Here is a 20,840-nt window from a genome sequence, read left to right on the forward strand (position 1 = left end):
TTTCAGGGCAACATTTCTGCTCGCCCACAAATATGATAGTCATCATATTTGTGATCAATCCGGCTTACCAAAGGAGCCTCTCGTGAAAATTGAAAACGCTGTTGTTCTGATCACCGGCGCCAACCGCGGCATTGGTCTCGCCTTCGCACGCGCGTTGTTGGCCCGTGGCGCCCGCAAGGTGTACGCCGGCGCGCGCGACCCATCGACGATCACACAAGCGGACGTGGAGCCGCTGCAACTGGATGTCACCAAGCCTGCAGAAGTTGCGGCGGCCGCTGCGCATGCCCGCGACGTGACGCTGGTGATCAACAACGCTGGCATTGCGCAACCGGGAGGCTTTCTCGCGCACGACAGTGAGGAAGTCTCTCGCCGACTGTTCGAGACCAACGTCTTCGGCATGCTGCGGATGAGCAAGGCCTTCGCACCAGTGCTCCAGGCCAATGGTGGAGGTGCACTTCTCAATGTGTTGTCTGTGGCTTCGTGGGTGAATAGGGGCGAGCTGGCCGCCTATTCGGCCAGCAAGTCGGCAGCATGGTCACTCACCAATGCGCTGCGTCATGAGTTGGCAGCGCAGAAAACGCAGGTCCTGGGCTTGCATATGGCCTACGTCGATACCGACCTTACTCGCGGCATCGACAGCCCGAAGAGCAGCCCTCAGGACATCGTCCAGCATGCACTTGACGGCCTCGAAGCCGGCCTTGACGAAGTTCTGGCCGATGCACTGACGCAGCAGGTGAGGCAAAGCCTGGGGGCACCACGTCCCCTCTACCTTCCCCAAGCCTCCTAAGCCCCTGCCCCTCAATCGAAACAAAGGCTCATCATGCTTTTTGAACCGCTCACCGCTCCGTTCCTGAACCTGGGTAACCGGACCGTCATGGCACCGATGACGCGCAATCGGGCCGTCGAAGCCAATACACCCAATGCGCTGATGGCGGAGTACTACGCTCAGCGCGCGTCGGCCGGCCTGATCGTTGCGGAAGGTACATCGCCATCGCCCAACGGTCTGGGCTACGCGCGCATTCCGGGACTCTTCAACGAGGCGCAGGTGCGCGGATGGCAGTTGGTCACGGACGCTGTGCATGCACGGGGCGGCAAGATCTTCGTGCAGCTCATGCACACCGGGCGCGTAGGCCATGTCGCCAACCTGCCGGTAGGCGCCGAAGTCCTCGGCCCGATGGGCAGTGCCTGCCCTGGTGAAATACACACCGATGCACAGGGTATGCAGCCGCATAGCACTCCGCGGGCAATGTCCCTCATCGATCTGAGCGCGGTGATCGACGAATACGTGCATTCGGCGCGGCTTGCCGTTGAAGCAGGTTTCGATGGCGTGGAACTGCACGCTGCAAATGGTTACCTGATCGAGCAGTTCCTGAACGGCAACGTGAACCAGCGCACCGATGCATACGGCGGCAGCGCTGGTGGCCGCAACCGCCTCGCACTTGAGATTGCACGCGCTACGGCAGACGCCATTGGCGCAGACCGCATCGGGATTCGACTATCCCCGTATGGTGTCTTCAACAGCACAGGTCCTTTCCCTGACGTAGACGCGCAGTATCTGGCGCTGGTTCGTGAGCTGTCGACACTCGGTCTGCTCTACGTACATCTGCTGGATCACTCCGCAATGGGCGCACCTGCGGTGCCTGCAGCATTCAAATCTCAACTGCGTAAGGCATTTGACGGCTTGTTCATTCTCGCAGGCGGATTCGATCGGGCCAGCGCCGAGAAGGCGCTCTCAGACAAGCACGCCGACCTCATTGCCTTTGGCCGACCATTCCTGGCCAATCCGGACCTGGTAGCCCGCCTGCAGGCTGCTGGGCCGCTGAATCCCGTCGACACGTCCAGCCTCTACACGCCCGGCGCTGAAGGCTATATCGACTACCCCACACTCGCTGGCTGATTGACCGGCAACGACCATGACCATAGCCAAGCAAACGCTCGCGCAGCATCACCCCGGAAACATGATGAAGGCATTTATCGTCGATCGATATGGGAGCAAGACCGGCCTGCGATTCGGCGAGGTACCGATTCCAGAACCGCGCGAAGACGAAGTTCTGGTCCAAGTTCATGCTGCGGGCGTGAACCTGCTCGACTCTAAGATCGCAAGCGGAGAGTTCAAGCTCATCCTGCCCTACCGCCTACCGTTCGTCATGGGTCACGACGTCGCAGGCGTGGTGGTCAAAGTCGGGGCTCAAGTACGGCAGTTCAAAGTTGGCGACGAGGTCTACTCCCGGCCGGAGGATTTTCGAATTGGCGCCTTCGCCGAGTACATCGCGATTCGAGAAAGTTCGCTGGCGCTCAAGCCCAAGACACTCACCATGGAAGAAGCCGCTTCCGTTCCGCTGGTGGGGCTAACTGCATGGCAGGCGCTGGTCGAGAAAGCAAAGCTGAAGAAAGGGCAAAGGGTCTTCATTCAAGCGGGCTCGGGAGGCGTCGGAACATTCGCTATCCAGTTGGCCAAGCATCTTGGTGCAACGGTGGCGACAACAACAAGCACGGCCAATGTTGGGTTGGTGAAGAGCCTTCATGCAGATGTCGTCATCGACTACAAAAAGCAGGACTTCGAGAACATCTTGCGCGACTACGACGTGGTCCTGAACAGTCAAGACGGCAAGACACTCAACAAATCCCTCCGCCTGCTCAAGGGCGGCGGAAAACTCATCTCCATCTCCGGGCCACCTGACCCGGAATTCGCCAAAGAAATTGGGGCGCCCTGGTTCGTCAAGTTGTTCGCGCGAATGCTCAGCGCCGGTATCAGACGAAAAGCGAAACGCCGCGGAATCAACTTTTCGTTCCTGTTCATGAGGGCAGCTGGAGACCAGTTGCGCGAGATCACGCGTCTGATTGATGCGGGGAATATCCACCCCGTGGTGGATCGAGTCTTTCCATTCGAGTCGACCAACGAGGCCATGGCCTACGTCGAAACCGGGCGAGCGAAGGGAAAGGTCGTCGTGAAGATCAAATAGCCGCCACTGCCCCGTTTCGAATGCCCGGCTCCTGGAGATCAATGCAATGCGTCATCTACTGAAAACAAGCCTGCTCGGACTCGCTCTGGCAGCAACACTCATTTCATCCACGGCGAGAGCCGCTGATTCCCCGTCGGCCGGGGCGCAGATGACCCCGCCGCTGGCAATGCAGGCACAAGAGGTCAGTTGGAAGACGGTGCCAACGCAAACCATCACTGCAGGCGGAGTGGATTTTGCATACCGGGAGCTCGGCAGGCAGCACGGTGGCACGCCGGTGGTGTTTCTTGCCCACTTGGCGGCTGTGCTCGACAACTGGGATCCTCGCGTCGTAGACGGCTTTGCGGCTGCGCATCACGTTGTCACTTTCGACAATCGCGGGGTGGGGGCTTCCAGTGGCACGCCGTCGAAGTCGATTGAGGAAATGGCTGACGACGCCATCGCTTTCATCAAGGCGATGGGGTTCAAACAAGTGGATCTCTTCGGCTTCTCGATGGGCGGGATGATCGCCCAGGAAATCGCGCTGAAGGAGCCCCAGCTCGTTCGTAAAATGATTCTCGCGGGCACAGGGCCCGCTGGCGGCGAAGGCATCAGCACGGTTTCCGGCGTGACGTTCTACGACATGGCGCGAGGCTTCTTCACCGGCCAGGATCCGAAGCAGTACCTCTTCTTCACCCGCACACCAAACGGCATCGAGGCAGGAAAGGCATTCCTGGAGCGGCTGAAGGAGCGCTCGGAGAACCGCGATAAGGAGATCAGCGTCACCGCGTTCCTGGCTCAGTTGGAGGCACTGCGCGTCTGGGGGCTGAAAGAGCCAGCGGATCTGTCAGTCGTGAAGATTCCCGTGTTCGTTGTCAACGGCGAAAGTGACCGGATGGTACCGAGCAAGAACTCGCAAGACCTTGCACGGCGCCTACCGAACAGCAGCCTCCTCATCTATCCCGATTCCGGCCATGGCGCGGTGTTCCAGTATTACGCCGACTTTGTGCCCAAGGCACTCGAGTTTCTTGACAGCCACTGAAACCAACTCGCATTCCGGCTCGCAATCGCAGTGGTCGACCATGCCGAACACGCGGTCTTCCGATTCAACGCGGAGATACCAATATGACTGACACCCACCTCACCGCTCCTACGCGCTTCGTTGAGGTCGAAGGCGCTCGCTTCGCCTACCGCCGTTGGGGTAACCCGACGAGTGGCCAGCCGCCGCTATTCTTTCTCCAGCACTTCCGGGGCGGCATGGATCACTGGGACCCGCTCATGACCGATGGTCTGGCAGCAGGGCGCGAAGTCATCCTCTACAACGGTCGTGGCATCGCATCGTCTTCGGGCACGCCACGCACGCGAATTGAGCATATGGCCGACGATGCCGCCGCGGTCATACGCGCACTCGGCCTCGGTAAGGTCGATGTTCTGGGCTTTTCACTCGGTGGTTTTCAGGCTCAGGACCTGACGCGTCGGCATCCCGATCTGGTGCGCAAGCTCATGCTGCTCGGCACTGGGCCCCGCGGAGGAAATCCGGATTCAGATCCCCGTGTGCTGGAGGTTGCGCCGCGACCGGTACCCACGGTGGAAGACTTCCTGTTCTTGTTCTTCGGCCGGTCAGAAACGGCACAACAGGCCGGGCGCGATTTCTGGGAGCGCCGTCACCAGCGTGTGGACCAAGACCCACCCAGTTCCCCGGCAGTCACGCAGGCCCAAGTCGAGGCAAATATGTACTTCCTGCCAAAACTCGATCTCAACGCGCCCTTTGCTCACTTGCATGAGATCAAGCAGCCGACGTTCATCCTAAACGGCGCGAATGACGTGATGATCCCGACAATCAACTCGTGGCACATGGCTCAGAACATTCCGAACGCACAGTTGTTTATTTATCCGGACGCTGGTCATGCAGCCCAGTTCCAGTACCCCCACAGATTTCTGAAGCATGCCATCCAGTTCTTGGACGAATAATGCACGAAACGCGACATGGAACCCGCTTGACCATGCTTGGTTTCGCAAAAATAAGCAAACCATATCACCATGATTAAATTTAAATTCCTTCTGTGGGCACTATCGAGGCTGCTAAAGAGGGCCGTGAATAAAGACCCCGCGTGTGCCGACTACGTCAGCGCGAAAGATCTAACATTTCAGATCAGAACACTGGATGGGATCGGGCGTTATTTCATCATTAGGAATGGAAAAATCAATTCCAATTCAGGCTTAACCAACAGCCCGAAGTTCACGATGACATTCAGAGACGCCGCCAAAGGCTTTGCAATTCTCTCCGCAAAGGATTCGAAAGATGCATTTCTGACGGCGCTACACCGGCAAGATCTCGATATCAGTGGAGATTTTCTCGAGGTGATGTGGTTTCAGGGACTCACTGAATACCTGAAGCCCGCAAAACAGCCATAACGGCAATTGAAGCCCGGCCACACAGAGATGGCGCAAGCTATATCTTTTGCAATGACTGATGAGAGGAGAGAACCTTGTCCAACCTGGTAGAAAAAGATTGCGATGCAACGTATTCTGAGGAGCAAGCGGACCTGTTCAAAAGCTGGGTCAAGCATTTCGGAGCGGTTGACGCAAAGGAACTCGACCTTGGGGTGCTAACTGCAATCCACGAGCTGGTCGTGAACCACTTGTCTCCGAGCACCCCTCCGGGCCAAGAGCTATCGTCTGCGTCTGTGGACTAGATCGAATCTTCCAACGCGAACTTCGCGAGAGTTCGTCGCACATAGTCACGAGGTGAGCAACGTTATGAACCGCGCCATGGCCGATCACATCAAAATCCTCGCTTTTGACGTGTTTGGGACAGTCGTTGACTGGCACCAAGGCGTTATGCGCGAAGTCCGCTCGATGAACCTCGGCGTGGACCCGGACAAGTTTGCGCTAGCCTGGCGCGCCGGATACATGCCGGCTATGCAGAAGGTAATGTCTGGCCAGCTCGACTGGACGTCGATCGACGATCTTCACAGAATGATTCTCGATGACCTTCTGGATACGTTTCATGTGACGCATCTGAACGAAGGTCAGAAGCGCCATTTGAACAAGGCTTGGCATCGTTTGGATGCGTGGCCGGATACGGTGGCAGGTCTGACGAGACTGAAGTCGCGGTACACCATCTGCACGTTATCGAACGGCAATATTGGATTGCTTGCCAATATGGCTAAACGCGCTGCACTGCCTTGGGATTGCATCCTATCGGCGGAAGTTTTTCGCAAGTACAAGCCCGATCCAGCGACATACCTAGGTGTCGCTCAAGTCTTCGATGTGACTCCAGACGAAGTCATGCTCGTGGCAGCCCACCAAGATGACCTGGCTCATGCCAGAGCGGCAGGGCTAAGGACCGCCTATATCGAAAGGCCGATGGAATATGGACCATCTCGGCAAAAGGATGTCTCCGCGCACCCGGATAACACCTTTCATGCCAAGGATCTGATCGACCTGGCAAGCCTTCTCAACTGTTGAGCGGCGCCCTCAGCTGGATCACAGATAACTTCGGCTCACGGCCGAGTGCGGACTTTTTTGTGTGCCGTCAGTGGTGCTGACGGGAGACAAAAAAGTCTGTACCAAAATCGCGTCTAAGCCGTTGATTTATTTGCCCCCCTTCAGACCGGCAAGAAAAAAAGTCTGTACCAAGGGGGCTCATCTAGAGACAAATGAGAGACACAAAGTCTGGCCAACCGCATGGCGCCTAGTTGGCCAGACTTTTTTTGTCTTGCAACGGCTGATGGACGTTGGTCCGCCCCTCGCCTGGGGCGTTGCGCGCAAAAAAAAAGCTACATCATCCCCGTGCCTTCGACACCAGCAGACGTCACGCTGCATGGTGGCGACAGCGGTTTTGTCCTTAGCGCATTGAGGGAGGCAGAACACCAATCTGCCCCCAGTGGGCTGGCGGTGAGCGGGGGGAATAGTGCATCCTTAAATAGGGTTGTGCGGGACCCCTTATTGCTGCTCTCTCCGGGCAGCGGAGCTGGCGAGGGAAGTTACACCGCGCAGCCAGTCGATGCCAGTGTGGTTCGCACACCGATTGAAGTTCATGCAAGTTCGAAATTGCAATAGCTCGGACGGCTTTTTGAGGCATGCGGGCTGCCGAAACGTTGCCCTTCGCAAGGATAGTAGCTATCGGTAATCGAGGAGCTGCCAGCTCGCTGGATAACCCGCCATCCGCCAAAAAAACCAACATCATGTTGATATTCTGGTCAGTGGCCACAGCTTGACTGACCTCCCGTCGTCGGTGGTTGTGGATTTATCACAACCCTTGCAGTGACCGTGCCCCAACCCCATCCACGAGCCGGTCGATGGTCGCCTGAATCAATGGCGTCACTTGAGGCTTTTGCATACCCACTCGTCTCAAGAGCTTCCAGGGAACAATCGACTGCCCCTGGTCAAACATGGATTGCGCCTCTCGTTCAAGCCGCAGAATCTGGAACTGCTCAATTGACTCTGCCAACTCAGATAGTGCAGCTCGGCACATGGGCAGACGTTTCAACCGCCTCAGGCTGAATTGGAAAACATTTGCCTTCTCGATAATTGCGGCCACACTCACTCGCATGGGCCTTGACGCAGATGCGTACAGATTGGCTGCTGCGGCCCGCAGTGCTTCGCTCCATGCTTTGTCGCGAGTTTCCCAGTCAACTCGGGGTCCCCTCGGACGCGCCTTGGGCTTGCGCTTGCAGCGCCTGCCAGATTCCCTGAACCAGGCCGTATCGTGTCTATTTAGCCGAAGGTAGAGACTCTCGTTCAAATTTCTTGCAGCCTCATGACCAAGAGGCGCAACGGTTTCAAGTAGCAGGTTCCATTGACGTCTCCATTCGAGGATGTGAACCTCGACGAGTATCGCGTCACGTGCGTGCTTCCTGCCCACCATCGCTTTGACGGAGTGTACAGACACTCCCATTTCCGTTGCGATTGTTTCGGGTGGCACTCCCTTTCGCTTCATAGCCCGAGCAGATTCGCGCCAGTCCTTCCCATAGTCAGCGACCCTAACGATTTCCGGCTCGGTAGTTCCTGCTCGGCATCGCCGAAAGGAAAATTTCATTCCACAGCTGCAGTACGCTCTACCAATACGCCCGTCCGCTGTCTGTGTCACCTTGACCTTTTCAATGACATGACCGACCCCATGTGTCGCGTAAGGGTTGGGACAAGTAAAATTCTGTCGTGCTGTTAGCTTCGCCTGCCCAGCATTTTCCGTTGAAGTTGTGAAGCACTCCAAAAGATGACTCAAAAGTATGTGTTGTAGCGGTTGATATGACGCATCCTTGCGACTCATCATATCTTTGAGCCACTTCAGCCCCTGGTCTGGGGACTCGGAAAGTCCAGTGGCGTTTAGAAAGTCTTCGCCATACATGGCTCTCATCTCCCGGCTGAGCACATCAACGTCAACGATGCCACTGGGGCGCGTGAGTCCTGCAGCTCGTGCAAGGGAAAGATAGTGCTCGCCCATGGCAGGAAAGGACTCAGTCGTGTCATGCGCGAGCAAGTCGATGGACCTGCGCGCGACCTCAAGCAGGTGTAAATTGCCATTCCATAGCGAATTTTGCTTCGAGTCATCCTCAAGCGAGGCCGTGATAAGAGTGTTTGCGGTATGCCACTCTGTCGAGGAACGAGGCCTCGTGGGAACGCTGGACTCCAGAAGCGACAACCGATGCTTGGGACAGGCGATGACTCCGGGTAACTGGAATGACCGCCGCCAATAGGCCTCACCATGGTTGGCAATATCCTCACGCGCGCACTGCGCGCAGAATCGGAAGTTCACTGGACCAACAACTCTGGTTGTAGCCTGTCCGAGCAACTGTGATGCTCTGGAGTGGCCATCACGCGCAATGGCCTGATATGCCGCTTTACGCGCACGGTCAGTGGCGTAGCTTGCGTAGTAAGGTAGCGGCGTATAAAGGTCGGCAATCTCTTTGCTCGACAACCCCCATGAATCATAGGTCTGCCGGGCCAGTTCACCCAGACCGCACATCAAATCAGCTGATGGAAATCTGAGTAGACCAAAGAGTGCTTGGACAACGTTTGTGGGTTTGTCGACTGCCAGCAACTCCATGTAGCGGGCGATGACGCTATACAGGAGTTCATCTTCATATGGCAAAGGAAGAGCAATGGGCATCGTTCTCGCTCCACTCTAGGCCATAACGCCGGCACGCTGGAGCGCCGCCAGCGCTTCGTCGACGTTTTCAGTGCCGTGGATGATGTCGTTCAAGCTTTGCTCCTCAAGCGCACTGGCCTCCGGTGGAACCGAAGGCTCAACGTCCATTTGGCTGAGCGCTGCTGCCAAAAGGCGTACTCCGGATAGCGATGGGTCTTCCTGAAGTGCTCGTGTAACGGCCTTCAATGCGTGTGCTTGCTCCATGCCTGATGAGACTAATGAAGAAACTGCCGAGAGCTGCGAAGCTGTCGCTTGTCGACGCTCCGTGGCCTGCTTGAGCTGGGCAGTTCGCGTGTCTTGCTTCACACCCTCTTCCAAGCCAACCAGCGTGGCCACCAGTAGGTCGTCGTAGAGCTCGATGCGATTACGCCTTTTGCTACGCAGCGCGTTCAGCATTGGCTGAACGGGGCCGAACCTGTCTTTCGCCAACTGGCGGATAGACGCAGCAGTTACCTTTTCCGAGCCGTCACGAATAGCCGTAATCTGTGCAAGCTGAAACAAGCGAACGACCAGAGAATGGATTCCCTGCGTGACATCGTAGATGGCCTTGCTAAGTTGCGGTGTGAGAGCCGCTGGCTCTCGAATCCACTGGAACTCGAACAGCGCCTCGAGAAACAGCTGCCACTCGGCGTCGAAGGCCAAATTTGTGTGGATGATTGCGCCGTGGTCACCAGTTCGCCTGACCAATCGGAATGAGGTCTCAAACAAGGACAGGGCTTTCGGCGTCCCGGCCAACATCATGGGGACGCCGACGACGTTGGAGAACGTCACGAAGAAGTCCATAAGGGCGTCGCCACGACGCTTCGCCGCGTTAACGGCGAACTGAACCTCGTCAATGACGATGATGCCCGTGCTGTGGTATTTGGCGACAGCCGCTACCTTGTTAATCAATTGGTCGAGACGCGCATCGCGTCCAACCTCCTTTGCATAGCGGGTTCCAAGAAGACGGTCATACTCCAGCAGGAGCCAGTGAAACAGTTGGTTGACACTGCCGTCTGGTGGGCAGTCGCACTTGACCCAAACGACCTGCAAGTTGCTGCCACGAAGTCGCTTATGGCGAATAACGGGAGGAAGGAACGACAGAATGCGGTTGATAGACGTGGTCTTTCCTACGCCGGATACCCCAAAGAGCGCGAGACTCGCAGCATGTGCGGGTGCCGGCGGCACAATTGGCACCAGCCTTCCTGTAGTCATGCTCATCTCGTAGTGCTTCCGGACGAGCTTCGGAATATTGACCAGCGGATTCCGCCATGCGTAGCCTTGAGTAATCACCCGGAACATGGACTCAATCAGTTCTGGGTGAACCGTCAGCGGTTCGATGTAGAGATTCAACGAACCGACACGATAAATTCTGGCGTTTGCTGAGAGGGCCCGCTCAGCGGCATCGAACGTTGGCGCGTTACGAAATTCCTCGAGAACGGTTTCGGTTGTGACGAGCGATGGCAGCGCGCGGATGAGCGGGTTGTTATCACCAAGGTCCTCGTCACGCTCCGTATAAATTGCATCGACCCAAAGAAGCTCAGGGTTGTCGAAAAGGCGTGTTGCCGGTTCTTGTTTTTTCCGTGTTGTGGCCATCACTGCTTCCCCTTAATTCTGCGGAGCATGGCCAGAGTCTTGTCCTTGCCAGTGCTCATCGTCTGCAAGTTGCTTTCGTGGTCCGAGATGTCATCTTGCTGGCACGTCGCGTCGGTGTCGGCGGGCGATGAAGCAGTGGCATTTACTCGCGACGCCTGAGTGCTACTCGTTCCTTTTGGTCCAACGCTAAGGTCAGAGCCGACACCTGCCTCGCCCAAGCGGCTTGCTTCCCGCTCTGCGGTGTTCGCTGTTCCGATATCTTTGGTGGAGAGCTTAGATACACCAGCATCCGCTTTGGCCTTCTTGGTGGCAGCTATCGCCTTCTCGGCGATGTGTTCAACCTTGGAGTTGGCCAACACTCGAAGATTGGTGTGCTTGTCCTCAGCCAACTCCACGTTCTGTCCATTTCGTTCCTGAAGGTCGACGCGTTCGGCCAGTGTTACGCCAGCAAAGTTGAATTCTTTCGAGTTCGTTCCACGGGTGGAACACTCTTCGAATCCCCCATCGTCGCAAAGCCAAATCAGCCCAAGGTCTCGAGGGTCATACGCAATCTTCACGCGCCACGTGGCAACTCGCGCTTTGACAAACCAGTCGTTGTGCACCGCTGTTGGACATTCATAGAAGACGCCGTGAAACGATATGCCTTTGTGGGTGACCGTTGCAGTCGCACGAGGCAGCACACTGCGTCTTACCTCGTCAATGGAGAACGAGCGCAGCGTTCCAGAGCGGGTCGAAATGCCGTGTGTCCACAGGTCCAGAGGCGTTGGCGCGAAGCCATCCGCCACTGCGTCCGGAGGCGTGGGAAAGTCGCTGATTGGTGCGGCGTTGCACTGCAGCACCGACCATATGACCATTTCGGTGAACTCGTGAATGGTCAGCGCTGCGTCGAGACGATAGTCTCGGGCCCCGCGTTGATTGAAATCCTTCTCGACGTAACCCGGCACAAAAGCCTTGAACTTGCTAGGCACGATGCCAAAACGCCGCTCCACGATTGCCTTGAAGTCTGCACGTCCTGAGGGAGCGTTTTCGATTTTGACGCCGAGACTCTCCACAATGAGAGGGCCTGCTTGCGTAGCCATCATTTCCCCCTTGTCACCAAGAACCCGCGAAGAGAGATAGTGACTTGGCCATTGGCCTTCGCGAATGGGGATTCCATACTGCGCACAGAACGCGACCTTGGGCGTCACGACATTGATGAGTAGTGCCATCGCGGCCATCCATGACGGATGTTCAAAGCCCACATAGATGCCCACGATAAGGCGACTGTAGACATCTACCGCGAAGTAGATGGTGGGACGTCCCACGATGAGCGTTCGGTCGAACTGCGACACCAGATATATATCCGCTATGGTTGCGTCGATAACGAACGAGTCGCCGGGCCCAGAAACGTGTTGGTCCGCCCGACCATTGAATGCACGGCCAGTGAGAGTGAACCCTTTTTCGCCAAGCTTGGCTCGCCTCCGTACTGAATACGGGCGCTCTGTGTATATGAGGTATCTCAACTGCCGTATCGTCGGCTGAGCTGTGCGGTCAATCTCAACGGTTATGGGGCGGCCCTGCGGGTCCAAGACTTCGCGACTTGAACCAAAGAACTTGGCAATTTGGTCAAGCGCAAGTTGCAGAGTGCGTTTTTTGGGGTCAGCTAGATACCAGTCGGCAGCGATATTCAGCCATTTCTTCGTGCTTTCCCACAATGGTGCGCCCGGCCAGCGATTCTTCGGCCGCCGACCATTCTTCTGGCCGGCAAAGGTCTTTGGCTTACCCGCGCCACCGCAACGGTCCATGTCATCTATGAGCGCTTCCTGCGTAAGGCCCCGTTTCCAATATCGACGGAGCAGGCGAGAGAGCCTCTGTCGCGAAGTACCGTGTGCGGCAGCATGGTGCTCGAGAATTTTGTTGCGGAACTCTGGGTGCATCACCCGACAGGCTGTCTCACCGGAAATCAGCGGGCCAATCAACGTCCAGTCGGCCTCGAGCTTCGCCTTGTCGTAGCCGACTCTCGGCTTGCGCTCGGTCGATGACCACGGGTCCTTGAGTTCAACGACGAGCTTCGTATCCTCTGGCGCGTCAGGGTGCAGCCGCTGTCGAACAGTCTCAGTTGGCTCCGGAAACGGCCAAGAGTCGTCATTGATATCGCAGAGCATCGTGTAGTGGCTCGCGCCCTCTGGAGTGACGATGCGATAGACGCGGCCGGTTTTAACCTCACGCAGGAGTAGGCGAGTTGCTAGCGGAATAGGATGGTTGACAGTATTCATCGGGCCACCTCGAATGAGGAGAGCAACTGTCGAGAAAATTCGCTGGCTTCGAGGTTGCCTTTCAACAGCCGCGACAAGAGGAGAAATCGAAACGCAGAAAGGTGAGCGCCTGGCTTCGAGTTCCATCGCCGGTCAAGAGCCGCACACCCTGTCCCTGCCACAATCGCTCGGCCCTCACGCACAGCCTCGAGCACTCGTGTCACACACGTGGCGTCTAGTTGAGCCTTGCCCATGCGCAGCGTATTTTCAAATTCCAGCAACCAATCGAGGTTCAAGGCCCGAGATGAATTCAGCCCGTCATTCACAACCAGTTGCCAGGGCACCCCCAACTCGCTCCAGTAACGTCGCTCGATTTCGAGCTTATCCATGGTTCGCTGGTCGGAAAGCGCTGACCTATCCTTCACGGCCCATGCGTGGAAGGTCTCCGCGTCGCGCAGCCCCCTAGTTGCCAAAAGGTCTGTCGTTTGCGTCAGGACGATGCCAGTGTGCTGGTCGATTGGATGCTTCACTCCGAGCTGCCCGGCTATGCGGAGGGTGCGCATCAGACCCAGTGGATACTGCTCGCGGATGTCGCTTACGTCCGCGTCCCACCAAAGCTCGAGGAACGCCACGTACTCATGGTCGGAAAGGAAGTGCATTGTTCGGCCGCCGGTCTTCTGGCACGACACCCGATGCGACCGTCCCTTGGAAGGGACGTCGCCGACAGTGAGCCACGGGCGGTAGGAGGCGCGTTCCCCGTGCCCCCGCCGTTCTTTCTTGAAGCGCCGCAGTTTGGCGGCTGTCATTTGGTATTTGAATCGTGCCAACGCAAGCACCTGCATAGTTTGAGAATCGGAACCTGAGTGCCCTTACGACAGCAGAACAGCGAACTGGTATGGACGAGCGTGTGCCGTCAGACGCCGGAAGGCGTCGTTTCAGTTCGGTTAAGCGCGAGAAGTAAGTGGGCCGCTATTCGTGTGCGCGGACGGCACGAGCCGAATGCGAGCGCAGTGGCGACAGCGATGCGCGCCCGCAGTTGCGGGCATCAGGAGACGGGTGGTGATTCAGCATAGAGTTCCCTGACCAGCATCGGCTTACAGCCGAAGTAGTCATCCATAGTTGAACGGATTTGCCGGGCGGACGCCCGATTGAGGTCAGGGGGAACTGGAGTATGGCGGTAGGGGATTGCAGAGTTTCCTCTGCGAGCATCCTCGCGGTCTAACGAGCAGCCGACCCGTTTGCCGGAATACCGGCGCGACCACGAAGTCAATTGACCTCAAGCGCAACATTATCACAGCAGTTGTCGCTGGCAACTTAGTTGCACTGCGCATGTAACAAAAATGCTACGCCTTCGCGCAAGCGCGAACCTGCCAGCTACTGTTCGTACTGCCAAATGCTCCTAGTGCAGGCATCGAACCTTTCATCAGCTCAAACGACCAGCCATATTGGTATGAAGAACACAGACGCGAACCTGGCACAAGTCGTTGCGATGCAGGTTGAGCACGGCATCGACACGAGCAACCTCATAGGCTTCTACCAAAGCCTCTTCACACGATTTGGGGAGCATCTACTGCGCGAGTCGCCCGTCGAGACGGCCGCCATCACCTCGTCGATAAAGGCGTTCTTCCACGAGACTTTTTCTCGAGACTATGAGGTTCTCCTATCCGGCGAGCGCAAGAGGGAGTACTTGACGGATGTCCTGGTGACAACGTTTTCACCAACTAAAGTCCTCAGCCGGGGCCAGCCGTTCACGTGTCACGGTGAGACGTTGCACGCCCTCCTAGCAGTGGAGTCTGAACTCGGGGGCGAGAGCGCTTCTTCCCCGGGGCCTCTAATGAGAAACGTTGTCGAAGACTATCTGAAGCTGCTGCTCATTCGAAGCAAGTACCGGGTCATGGTCTTTACCTCACTACCCTATGCTGCAGAGTTCAGCGACCATGTCGTCAGCAGAGCGAAGACGTTGAGAGACCTCTATTCGCAGGCGGATGGCATCACCGGTGGCGCCCTACTCATTCATCTTGACGGGGCCAACCTCAGGGCCACATCAAACCAAGTGAAGGTAACCGTCGGGCCCGGGAAGATAAGGGGCTTCGTCATATCGTCAGACGGTAGCGACCTTGATGAAATCAGAGCGACTCCTGAAGCGACACAGAGTGTGGTCGACGCTGCCCTGAATCCGAGTTAGCGCACCGTGCGCTGGGACGCTTCAGCAACCAATGGTTCTTCCTTGTCCCAAGGGCTACCGCGTAGCAAGTCGGACAGCTCCCAATCGAGCTTCGCCCACTGCATGAGCGTTAGCCCTTTGAACCGGCACAAGTAGGCTTGAAAGATTTCTCTAAAGTGCTGAGACACGGCGTGCTGCTGCGCTATGCGTTCTGCACGGAGCAAATCCATCTGCCGGGAAAACCATAAGAGTTTGAGCTGCCGCTCATGATAGAAGCGCAAGTTCGGCTGATACGTCCGCGCGTCCTCGCGCGAACGCCCATCGATGACGTCGCGCTTACGACGGTTATCTTGGACCAAACGCGAGTCATGTTTCTCCCTTGTGCAGTAGCTCCAAGCCACGGCCAGCGCGGTAAGCAGCAAACGATGGGGGGTTTCATCAGAAAACTGCGGCGTAGTCTGGTCGGCATCAGCCACGGCTTGGGCGCGCAGTAGGACGTTATCCAGGGCGTGCCCCTTGAACTCTCGCCAGTCGTAGCCAGGTGCGCACAAGTCCATGGCTGAAGCCACTGTATTGCGAACATCGTCCACGTTGTGCACTAGCGGCAATCGGTGGTCGGGATAGCGCTGCTGTAGGTGCCGCACGAGCGCTTCCATTCCCTTGGCGGCCTGCCGGTCCAAGCGCGAGTGTTCTGCCAACTCCAATAGGCAACGATTGATGGCCGTATTGAGCAGCAACTGCGCAAACAAAGAGTCGTTGTTCTCAGCGGGAGACTCGAGAAATGAGGCCAGAACTAGGTCAACGTACCGCCGCGTCTCGTCCGTTAGCTCAATGCCGGCGACCGGCAACGAAAGTTGCCTCGCTCCCCTCTGGTGGTAGAGAAACGCGCGCGTCTGCATCAGCACATCTTGCAACTTGTACAGCACGTAGGAAGCTTTGATGTCCGGCATGCATCCAGTTGCCAGGTAGCATGGGGACAGCAGTTCGCCGAATACTTTGCGCTCAGTCAGTGGCAAGTGTTCATAGAGCAAATCGAGATACGCGAAGCGATATTTCGCTAATTTCTGAACTCCCTGGGGGGCTTGCTCCTGCGCATACGGCGAGATGTAGACGCTTTTTTTCTCGGTGCCACGCCATTCGAGCATCAGGTTGCTCGACCAGTGTTTGTATCGTCGAGCCATCTCGGCGCAGACCCGGCCGTAGTCGATGAGCTGCTCATGCTGGGACGACGACATATTCGAGCGATAACGCTTGTAGGTCGTCGCATCCCAACCCAACGTCCCTCGTACAGATTCACGAATTTTCCTATCCAGCGCTGGCGCGGTATTCAGAATGCTCGAAGTGGCGGGCATGGAGAACGTCTCCGGGCTAGGCGAGCTTCAGGTGCGCATGCGCAGCTGCTTGCCGCTGCAATTGCACGTGGGCCTGCTTGCAAACAGTGACGCCGTTTTGGACAGCGCGGTGGTACTCCACAATTTCCACCGCACGGCGCATAGCGTCTGTGTAGTTCGTGGCCAAACCGGCCCCCTGCACCTGCCCGGCCAGAGCGCCCAGAACCTCGGGCTCGGAAAAGTCGCGCAGTGCACGCTCAACGTGATAGCCCTCGTTGCCGGCGGCCCAAACAATGTTGATTGTTTTGAACATCCTAATGCTCCTAGTCTGTGCAAGGCCCCACTGGCCTTGCTGCGAGCATTGTTGGCAATTGACGCATCGAGCGGGGTACAGTTTTTCGATTTGAACTCTGACGGCGGCAACACGCCCATAACCCCATGATTTATATGGACTTTCCCTTGCAAAGACCGCAAAGCATCAACAAGTGTTGCTCACCTGCCTTCGGCCGGTACGAAAGCCGGATGCCGCCGTTCAAAACTAGCGATTCGCTTCGACGGCCTTGAAGTACCGCGTGACATCGCTCGCCTTAGTGGCATAGAGGGCAGGATTTGTAATCACCTCGGCGCCTGTAAACGTCCCTGCGCAGTAGCCGTCGTACCGCAGCTCCACTCCGTGTGCAGCGCCAAGAATGCCCCATGCGTCTCGAAGGCAGGCTTCGATGGACTCACCGTTGCCCTGCTCCAGGACAACCCCTCCTCCGCGCGGCTCGGCTCGCCATTCATAAAGACCTCGGTCCAGTTTCTCGATGAGAAGTTCGATGAAGAAAAAGTCTTGGTGGGTCATATGCGGACGTATATCCAGGTTTTGAGACCAAGGGCTTGCGCGGCGCGCTTTGCTGTTTCTTTGTCTCCGAACTGCGGCACCCTGCGCAGGTCCAGGCGCTCCAGTAGCTCGTACTCCCCAGGGTTTAGCTCTGGGCCGAACTTGAAGCTGTACCAACTCACTACTGTCTCTGTTGTCGCGAGGACGTAGGTCATGTTCGAGTTCTCTGCTATTCGGAAAGGTCGTTCAACGGTAGCGACGACTACCGCTTGAGTGCGTTAGGGTGAGGAAACTGGAAGTCACGGTGCCGGTACGAGAAGGGGCGTCTCCGAACAAACGACCACTCTATGCGCTCCTCTCGTGAGCGCGACATATAAATTGGCTGCATTCATTGTCTCTGGGTACAAGATAACCGCAACGTCGGCCTCTAAACCCTTCAAAAGAAGCGTACTGCCGACAGACCTGCCCCCCAACGGGCGCCCTGCATGCCGATTCTGCTCGCGCATTTGGACGGCTGCTGCTTGGAACGTGCTACTCCCACTTGCCGCCGTCTGCATGGCAGCGACACAGCACCGTAAAACTTCCGGTCGATAGACTCGTCCGCCTTGCTGTTCAGACAGGCTGTTCAAGACGGCCTGGGCAGCACTCAACGATGGCGCGTCAACAAAGGCTACCGCAGACAGTTCCGCCGCAGTTGGAGCATTTCTAGCGCGCCCTTGCCGAATGGTCTGCACACGCCGCAAGAAATCGGTTGCGCCGACGCCTGTCATAAGACCACTCGCGAATTCCACGAGATGTTGCAACGCGTCGGGAGCGGCAACATCGTAGCGACGAGCGAAGCTGGTGAGGTCATCGAGGTCGACCCGCTCTACGGCAATTGCTCCAGGTATCTGGCTAGCCAGCTGATACCGCTCCTGGGGTCGCCTACTGTCGCCGATGACTAGTACGTTTCTTTGGCGACCCTGTGCTTGTACTCGGGCGGCTATCAGACGCTGCTGTACGCCTGTGGCAGGGTTAATGCGCACCCAGTTAACTTCAGGTGGCGCAGCACGCAGGTCAACCGCGCCGCCCGCAGCGAGCTGATGCCTCGTTTGTAGCAGCCAATTGCCGAAATGCTCGGTTCCAGCAAGTCGCCACCGCCAAGGTATCTGGAGCTCGCCCGACGGTGGAAATTGGGGCAGTACGTCGGCCTGCCAATTTACAAGTGGATTGTCTCGGAACCCAAAGATTGCTTGCATTGGGTCGCCGAGCACACACGTCGGTAAAGTCGTAGCCAGCCACGCGACTATGGCGTGCTGTGTCAGGTTGCAATCTTGGTACTCGTCAACGACAAGGCGTGAGTAGCTTGCCCGGAGCACATCGTTGACATGTCCCGCGTGCAAGATTCGGTGCGCTCCTTGCCGAATCGCCGGATAGTCTCGATTGGGATTGGCAAGCGCCAAGACGTCGGGAGCATGTCCACTTCGCGATGGGAATCGGCTTACGAGCCGGATTGCGAAGCCGTCAATCGTTGCCAGCCTGTAGGCTGCGCTAGGAACCCGGGCGCGGCGCAATCTCGAGTGCAACGCGCTTACACCAGCATTCGTGTGGGTGAGTACGAGAATTGGTTTGGGACCGGTATGGACACTTAGCGTATCCGCAATGAGTTGCGTTTTGCCGCATCCCGCTGGCGCAGTGATTGAGCCGCGATTAAACGCGAACAGGTCAATCTCCGGGGGCATGGGTCCACCCAAAGAGCTGCCAAACGAGCGCAGCAAAGGTGCCGTCTGCTGCATGAAGGTGAGGCCCAACGACGTCCCTGGCGACACTCTCAAATCTCGTAACGGACTTGTACCAACCGCTATTTCTTTTGCGAGAGGCGAGTCCCAGCATCGCCCGAATCTCTGGGGTGTAACCGTCCGTTAGGCTCTCTCCCCATATCAAGGTGAGCGTTTTCAACCCGTTAGATTGACTCTGGATATTCGCGTTGACCAGGTCCTCGCCCGCGAAATCGACCGCCTGGCCTAGCAAGGCAGTTATAGCCTCATCACTCAGACTGTGGAATAGCTCATCCTCCAGTGCTCGTCCTGCGCGCCAAGATATGTCGAGCCCGCCCTCCTCCCGGAACGTGTTCACGACTTCTGCGTTTGCCTGCTTGTCCGCATCCACCAAGACCATAACGCGATAACCCAGCCTGCGTAGCGCTGTACCTCTGGTGTAGCACCTGTCGGGGTCGCCTCCCGATACGTTGACGTAGGCACCTCCGTACGTCAGAAACGACGCATGACCCTGGCTCACCCAGTACTGGTCTAGCCCACGGACGAACCCGACCTCACTTGCTCCTTCGCACACAATCACGGACTTCGCGAGAAACGCTTCGGGGTCCGCACGAATCGTGCTTTGCACGTCGTCGCCGGGGCCTACGTTATGCACCTTGTGAGCATCAGGAGAGGCGCGCACCACAAATACCTGCCGTCCACTGAGCTCGCGAATAGCGACCGGCGAGTGCGTGGTCATGAAGACCTGTAGCGGTTGCGCTTCGTTTTTGGCACCGAGTGAGTCAAGTAGCCGAGTCAAGCGATGTGGCTCAAGGCCGTACTCAACCTCATCTATCAAGGTGATGGTTGCCACCACCGCCGCTTCGCGCTGTAGCCCTGCAATCAGCAAGCGCGCAGACCCGGTCCCAAGACAACGTAGTGGGACGCCAATTGAATTGTGTAGTGCTATCGCGCCGTCTCCTATGGAGACGGAATGCGCGTCCAGAAGGGCTTGTGCTGCCGTACCCACGGGAACACCGAGTGAGTTTGCCGTCCTAGTGACAATCGCGAGCGATTCTGCCAGCGGTGTGGCTGCTTGGTTGCCAAAATTCGCTCTGGCCTCTCGCGCGGCGCGGGCAAGCTCTGCTCCAAGGTTCGCGCGCTCTTCGGAAAGCTTGTTCAGGACAGAGCCGCGCGTCCATGAGAGATTTGTGTTCGCGTAACTTCCAATGCGAGCCGGGGCGACTGCGACTCTATCCTTCCAAGGAAGCACTCGCTCCGAACCGGCGAGTGCGGCGCGCTCCGAGAACAGCGACCACAGCGGCTCGAGGTCGCTTGCGACGGTAAGTCTTAACGTAAGTACCGTCTCAAGACCAACTCGAGGCTCGTCCTCGACTTGGCCAGTGGCCAAGTCAAAGCCTCTTAGATAGTCACCATACGCATCGAAATTCTTGAGGCTGTCTGGCAAGGCGCCAAGTGTCAGAGTAATGACGATTGGTCGCGTTACATCGAGCCCAGAAAAATCAGTGTCACCGAACGCTACGTTGCGGCGTGCCCCCAGGCAGAGGTCAACGGCATCCAAGATGGTGGACTTGCCGCTGTCCCCCGGTCCAATGAGGCAATTGATACCTGGCGATGGAACCCAGTCTAGTGACCGGATTGAGCGGAAGTTTCGAATCTCGATTCTTCGAATACGTACCATGCTCCCCTCGGTGTTCAACGTTGCTATCAGCCATACCTAAGTGCCGACCATCTCATGGCCACGAGAAGCACGGAGTATTTCGATGCGACAGAGCCCGACCTATGAAAACGTCCAGCGCGCCCAAAACAATGCCGTCCTGACCCCGCACTTTCTCGAGTCAGTGAACTTTTGATTGTACGACC

The 20,840-nt window shown here is 57.1% G+C and carries 18 protein-coding genes; 8 read left to right on the forward strand and 10 right to left on the reverse strand.

Features of this window, described 5'->3' with window-relative positions; genetic code table 11:
• The first annotated feature begins 82 nt into the window (after positions 1 to 82).
• From M1D44_RS24805 to M1D44_RS24835, 7 genes are all read left to right on the forward strand, one after another.
• Positions 83 to 787, forward strand: a complete 705-nt coding sequence (locus tag M1D44_RS24805) for an SDR family oxidoreductase (RefSeq protein ID WP_316683621.1) — start codon at positions 83 to 85, stop codon at positions 785 to 787.
• 33 nt (positions 788 to 820) lie between these two features.
• Positions 821 to 1,897, forward strand: a complete 1,077-nt coding sequence (locus M1D44_RS24810) for an alkene reductase (protein ID WP_439004739.1) — start codon at positions 821 to 823, stop codon at positions 1,895 to 1,897.
• Positions 1,898 to 1,961: 64 nt separating this feature from the next.
• Positions 1,962 to 2,963, forward strand: coding sequence for an NADP-dependent oxidoreductase (locus M1D44_RS24815; protein ID WP_316854161.1), 1,002 nt, complete (start codon positions 1,962 to 1,964; stop codon positions 2,961 to 2,963).
• Positions 2,964 to 3,009: 46 nt separating this feature from the next.
• On the forward strand, positions 3,010 to 3,981 hold the full coding sequence (locus M1D44_RS24820; protein WP_024978120.1) for an alpha/beta fold hydrolase: 972 nt from the start codon (positions 3,010 to 3,012) through the stop codon (positions 3,979 to 3,981).
• A gap of 83 nt (positions 3,982 to 4,064) precedes the next feature.
• Complete coding sequence (locus tag M1D44_RS24825) at positions 4,065 to 4,910, forward strand: alpha/beta fold hydrolase (protein WP_112188783.1); 846 nt, start codon at positions 4,065 to 4,067, stop codon at positions 4,908 to 4,910.
• A 123-nt stretch (positions 4,911 to 5,033) separates the two neighbouring features.
• A complete protein-coding gene (locus M1D44_RS24830) occupies positions 5,034 to 5,354 on the forward strand; it encodes a helicase (RefSeq protein ID WP_235193222.1) in 321 nt (106 codons plus the stop codon).
• A 357-nt stretch (positions 5,355 to 5,711) separates the two neighbouring features.
• Complete coding sequence (locus tag M1D44_RS24835; RefSeq protein ID WP_439007802.1) at positions 5,712 to 6,410, forward strand: haloacid dehalogenase type II; 699 nt, start codon at positions 5,712 to 5,714, stop codon at positions 6,408 to 6,410.
• A gap of 784 nt (positions 6,411 to 7,194) precedes the next feature.
• Here M1D44_RS24835 and M1D44_RS24840 read toward each other — a convergent pair.
• From M1D44_RS24840 to M1D44_RS24855, 4 genes are read right to left on the reverse strand one after another with little or no spacing between them, the layout of a single operon-like run.
• The gene (locus tag M1D44_RS24840) at positions 7,195 to 9,054 is read right to left on the reverse strand and encodes a TnsD family Tn7-like transposition protein (protein ID WP_439004740.1); all 1,860 of its coding nucleotides are present in this window, start codon (positions 9,052 to 9,054) and stop codon (positions 7,195 to 7,197) included.
• Between the two features lie 15 nt (positions 9,055 to 9,069).
• Positions 9,070 to 10,668 carry an ATP-binding protein gene (locus M1D44_RS24845; protein ID WP_439004741.1) on the reverse strand — a complete coding sequence of 533 codons (1,599 nt, stop codon included), beginning with the start codon at positions 10,666 to 10,668 and terminating at the stop codon, positions 9,070 to 9,072.
• Positions 10,668 to 12,923 carry a Mu transposase C-terminal domain-containing protein gene (locus tag M1D44_RS24850; RefSeq protein ID WP_439004742.1) on the reverse strand — a complete coding sequence of 752 codons (2,256 nt, stop codon included), beginning with the start codon at positions 12,921 to 12,923 and terminating at the stop codon, positions 10,668 to 10,670. The genes M1D44_RS24845 and M1D44_RS24850 overlap by 1 nt, the downstream gene beginning before the upstream one ends.
• Entirely contained in the window at positions 12,920 to 13,744 is an 825-nt protein-coding gene (locus M1D44_RS24855; RefSeq protein WP_439004743.1) for a TnsA endonuclease N-terminal domain-containing protein, read from the reverse strand. The genes M1D44_RS24850 and M1D44_RS24855 overlap by 4 nt, the downstream gene beginning before the upstream one ends.
• A 608-nt stretch (positions 13,745 to 14,352) precedes the next feature.
• On the opposite strand from M1D44_RS24855, the gene M1D44_RS24860 reads away from it, so the two are divergent.
• On the forward strand, positions 14,353 to 15,087 hold the full coding sequence (locus M1D44_RS24860; protein ID WP_439004744.1) for a hypothetical protein: 735 nt from the start codon (positions 14,353 to 14,355) through the stop codon (positions 15,085 to 15,087).
• Here M1D44_RS24860 and M1D44_RS24865 read toward each other — a convergent pair.
• The 6 genes from M1D44_RS24865 to M1D44_RS24890 all read right to left on the reverse strand — a co-directional run bounded on the left by M1D44_RS24865 (position 15,084) and on the right by M1D44_RS24890 (position 20,658).
• Positions 15,084 to 16,418, reverse strand: a complete 1,335-nt coding sequence (locus M1D44_RS24865; RefSeq protein WP_439004745.1) for a hypothetical protein — start codon at positions 16,416 to 16,418, stop codon at positions 15,084 to 15,086. The two genes, M1D44_RS24860 and M1D44_RS24865, sit on opposite strands and share 4 nt — an antisense overlap.
• A 16-nt stretch (positions 16,419 to 16,434) precedes the next feature.
• Positions 16,435 to 16,710, reverse strand: a complete 276-nt coding sequence (locus M1D44_RS24870; RefSeq protein WP_439004746.1) for a hypothetical protein — start codon at positions 16,708 to 16,710, stop codon at positions 16,435 to 16,437.
• A 225-nt stretch (positions 16,711 to 16,935) separates the two neighbouring features.
• Entirely contained in the window at positions 16,936 to 17,241 is a 306-nt protein-coding gene (locus tag M1D44_RS24875; RefSeq protein WP_439004747.1) for a hypothetical protein, read from the reverse strand.
• Positions 17,238 to 17,435: a hypothetical protein gene (locus M1D44_RS24880; RefSeq protein WP_439004748.1), complete on the reverse strand. Its 198-nt coding sequence runs from the start codon at positions 17,433 to 17,435 to the stop codon at positions 17,238 to 17,240. Before M1D44_RS24880 ends, M1D44_RS24875 begins: the two co-directional genes overlap by 4 nt.
• A gap of 84 nt (positions 17,436 to 17,519) precedes the next feature.
• Positions 17,520 to 18,995 (reverse strand): UvrD-helicase domain-containing protein, encoded by a 1,476-nt coding sequence (locus tag M1D44_RS24885; RefSeq protein ID WP_439004749.1) that lies wholly within the window; start codon positions 18,993 to 18,995, stop codon positions 17,520 to 17,522.
• Positions 18,925 to 20,658 (reverse strand): ATP-dependent nuclease, encoded by a 1,734-nt coding sequence (locus M1D44_RS24890; protein ID WP_439004750.1) that lies wholly within the window; start codon positions 20,656 to 20,658, stop codon positions 18,925 to 18,927. The genes M1D44_RS24885 and M1D44_RS24890 overlap by 71 nt, the downstream gene beginning before the upstream one ends.
• Positions 20,659 to 20,840 lie beyond the last annotated feature (182 nt).

Source organism: Ralstonia sp. SA306 (assembly GCF_054792405.1).

Bases quoted from the DNA above. Each gene is read 5' to 3' on its own strand.
- M1D44_RS24810 (WP_439004739.1), top strand. From the start codon at position 821: ATGCTTTTTGAACCGCTCACCGCTCCGTTCCTGAACCTGGGTAACCGG.
- M1D44_RS24815 (WP_316854161.1), top strand. From the start codon at position 1,962: ATGAAGGCATTTATCGTCGATCGATATGGGAGCAAGACCGGCCTGCGA.
- M1D44_RS24820 (WP_024978120.1), top strand. From the start codon at position 3,010: ATGCGTCATCTACTGAAAACAAGCCTGCTCGGACTCGCTCTGGCAGCA.
- M1D44_RS24825 (WP_112188783.1), top strand. From the start codon at position 4,065: ATGACTGACACCCACCTCACCGCTCCTACGCGCTTCGTTGAGGTCGAA.
- M1D44_RS24835 (WP_439007802.1), top strand. From the start codon at position 5,712: ATGGCCGATCACATCAAAATCCTCGCTTTTGACGTGTTTGGGACAGTC.
- M1D44_RS24840 (WP_439004740.1), bottom strand. From the start codon at position 9,054: ATGCCCATTGCTCTTCCTTTGCCATATGAAGATGAACTCCTGTATAGC.
- M1D44_RS24845 (WP_439004741.1), bottom strand. From the start codon at position 10,668: ATGGCCACAACACGGAAAAAACAAGAACCGGCAACACGCCTTTTCGAC.
- M1D44_RS24850 (WP_439004742.1), bottom strand. From the start codon at position 12,923: ATGAATACTGTCAACCATCCTATTCCGCTAGCAACTCGCCTACTCCTG.
- M1D44_RS24855 (WP_439004743.1), bottom strand. From the start codon at position 13,744: ATGCAGGTGCTTGCGTTGGCACGATTCAAATACCAAATGACAGCCGCC.
- M1D44_RS24860 (WP_439004744.1), top strand. From the start codon at position 14,353: ATGAAGAACACAGACGCGAACCTGGCACAAGTCGTTGCGATGCAGGTT.
- M1D44_RS24865 (WP_439004745.1), bottom strand. From the start codon at position 16,418: ATGCCCGCCACTTCGAGCATTCTGAATACCGCGCCAGCGCTGGATAGG.
- M1D44_RS24870 (WP_439004746.1), bottom strand. From the start codon at position 16,710: ATGTTCAAAACAATCAACATTGTTTGGGCCGCCGGCAACGAGGGCTAT.
- M1D44_RS24875 (WP_439004747.1), bottom strand. From the start codon at position 17,241: ATGACCCACCAAGACTTTTTCTTCATCGAACTTCTCATCGAGAAACTG.
- M1D44_RS24880 (WP_439004748.1), bottom strand. From the start codon at position 17,435: ATGACCTACGTCCTCGCGACAACAGAGACAGTAGTGAGTTGGTACAGC.
- M1D44_RS24885 (WP_439004749.1), bottom strand. From the start codon at position 18,995: ATGCAGCAGACGGCACCTTTGCTGCGCTCGTTTGGCAGCTCTTTGGGT.
- M1D44_RS24890 (WP_439004750.1), bottom strand. From the start codon at position 20,658: ATGGTACGTATTCGAAGAATCGAGATTCGAAACTTCCGCTCAATCCGG.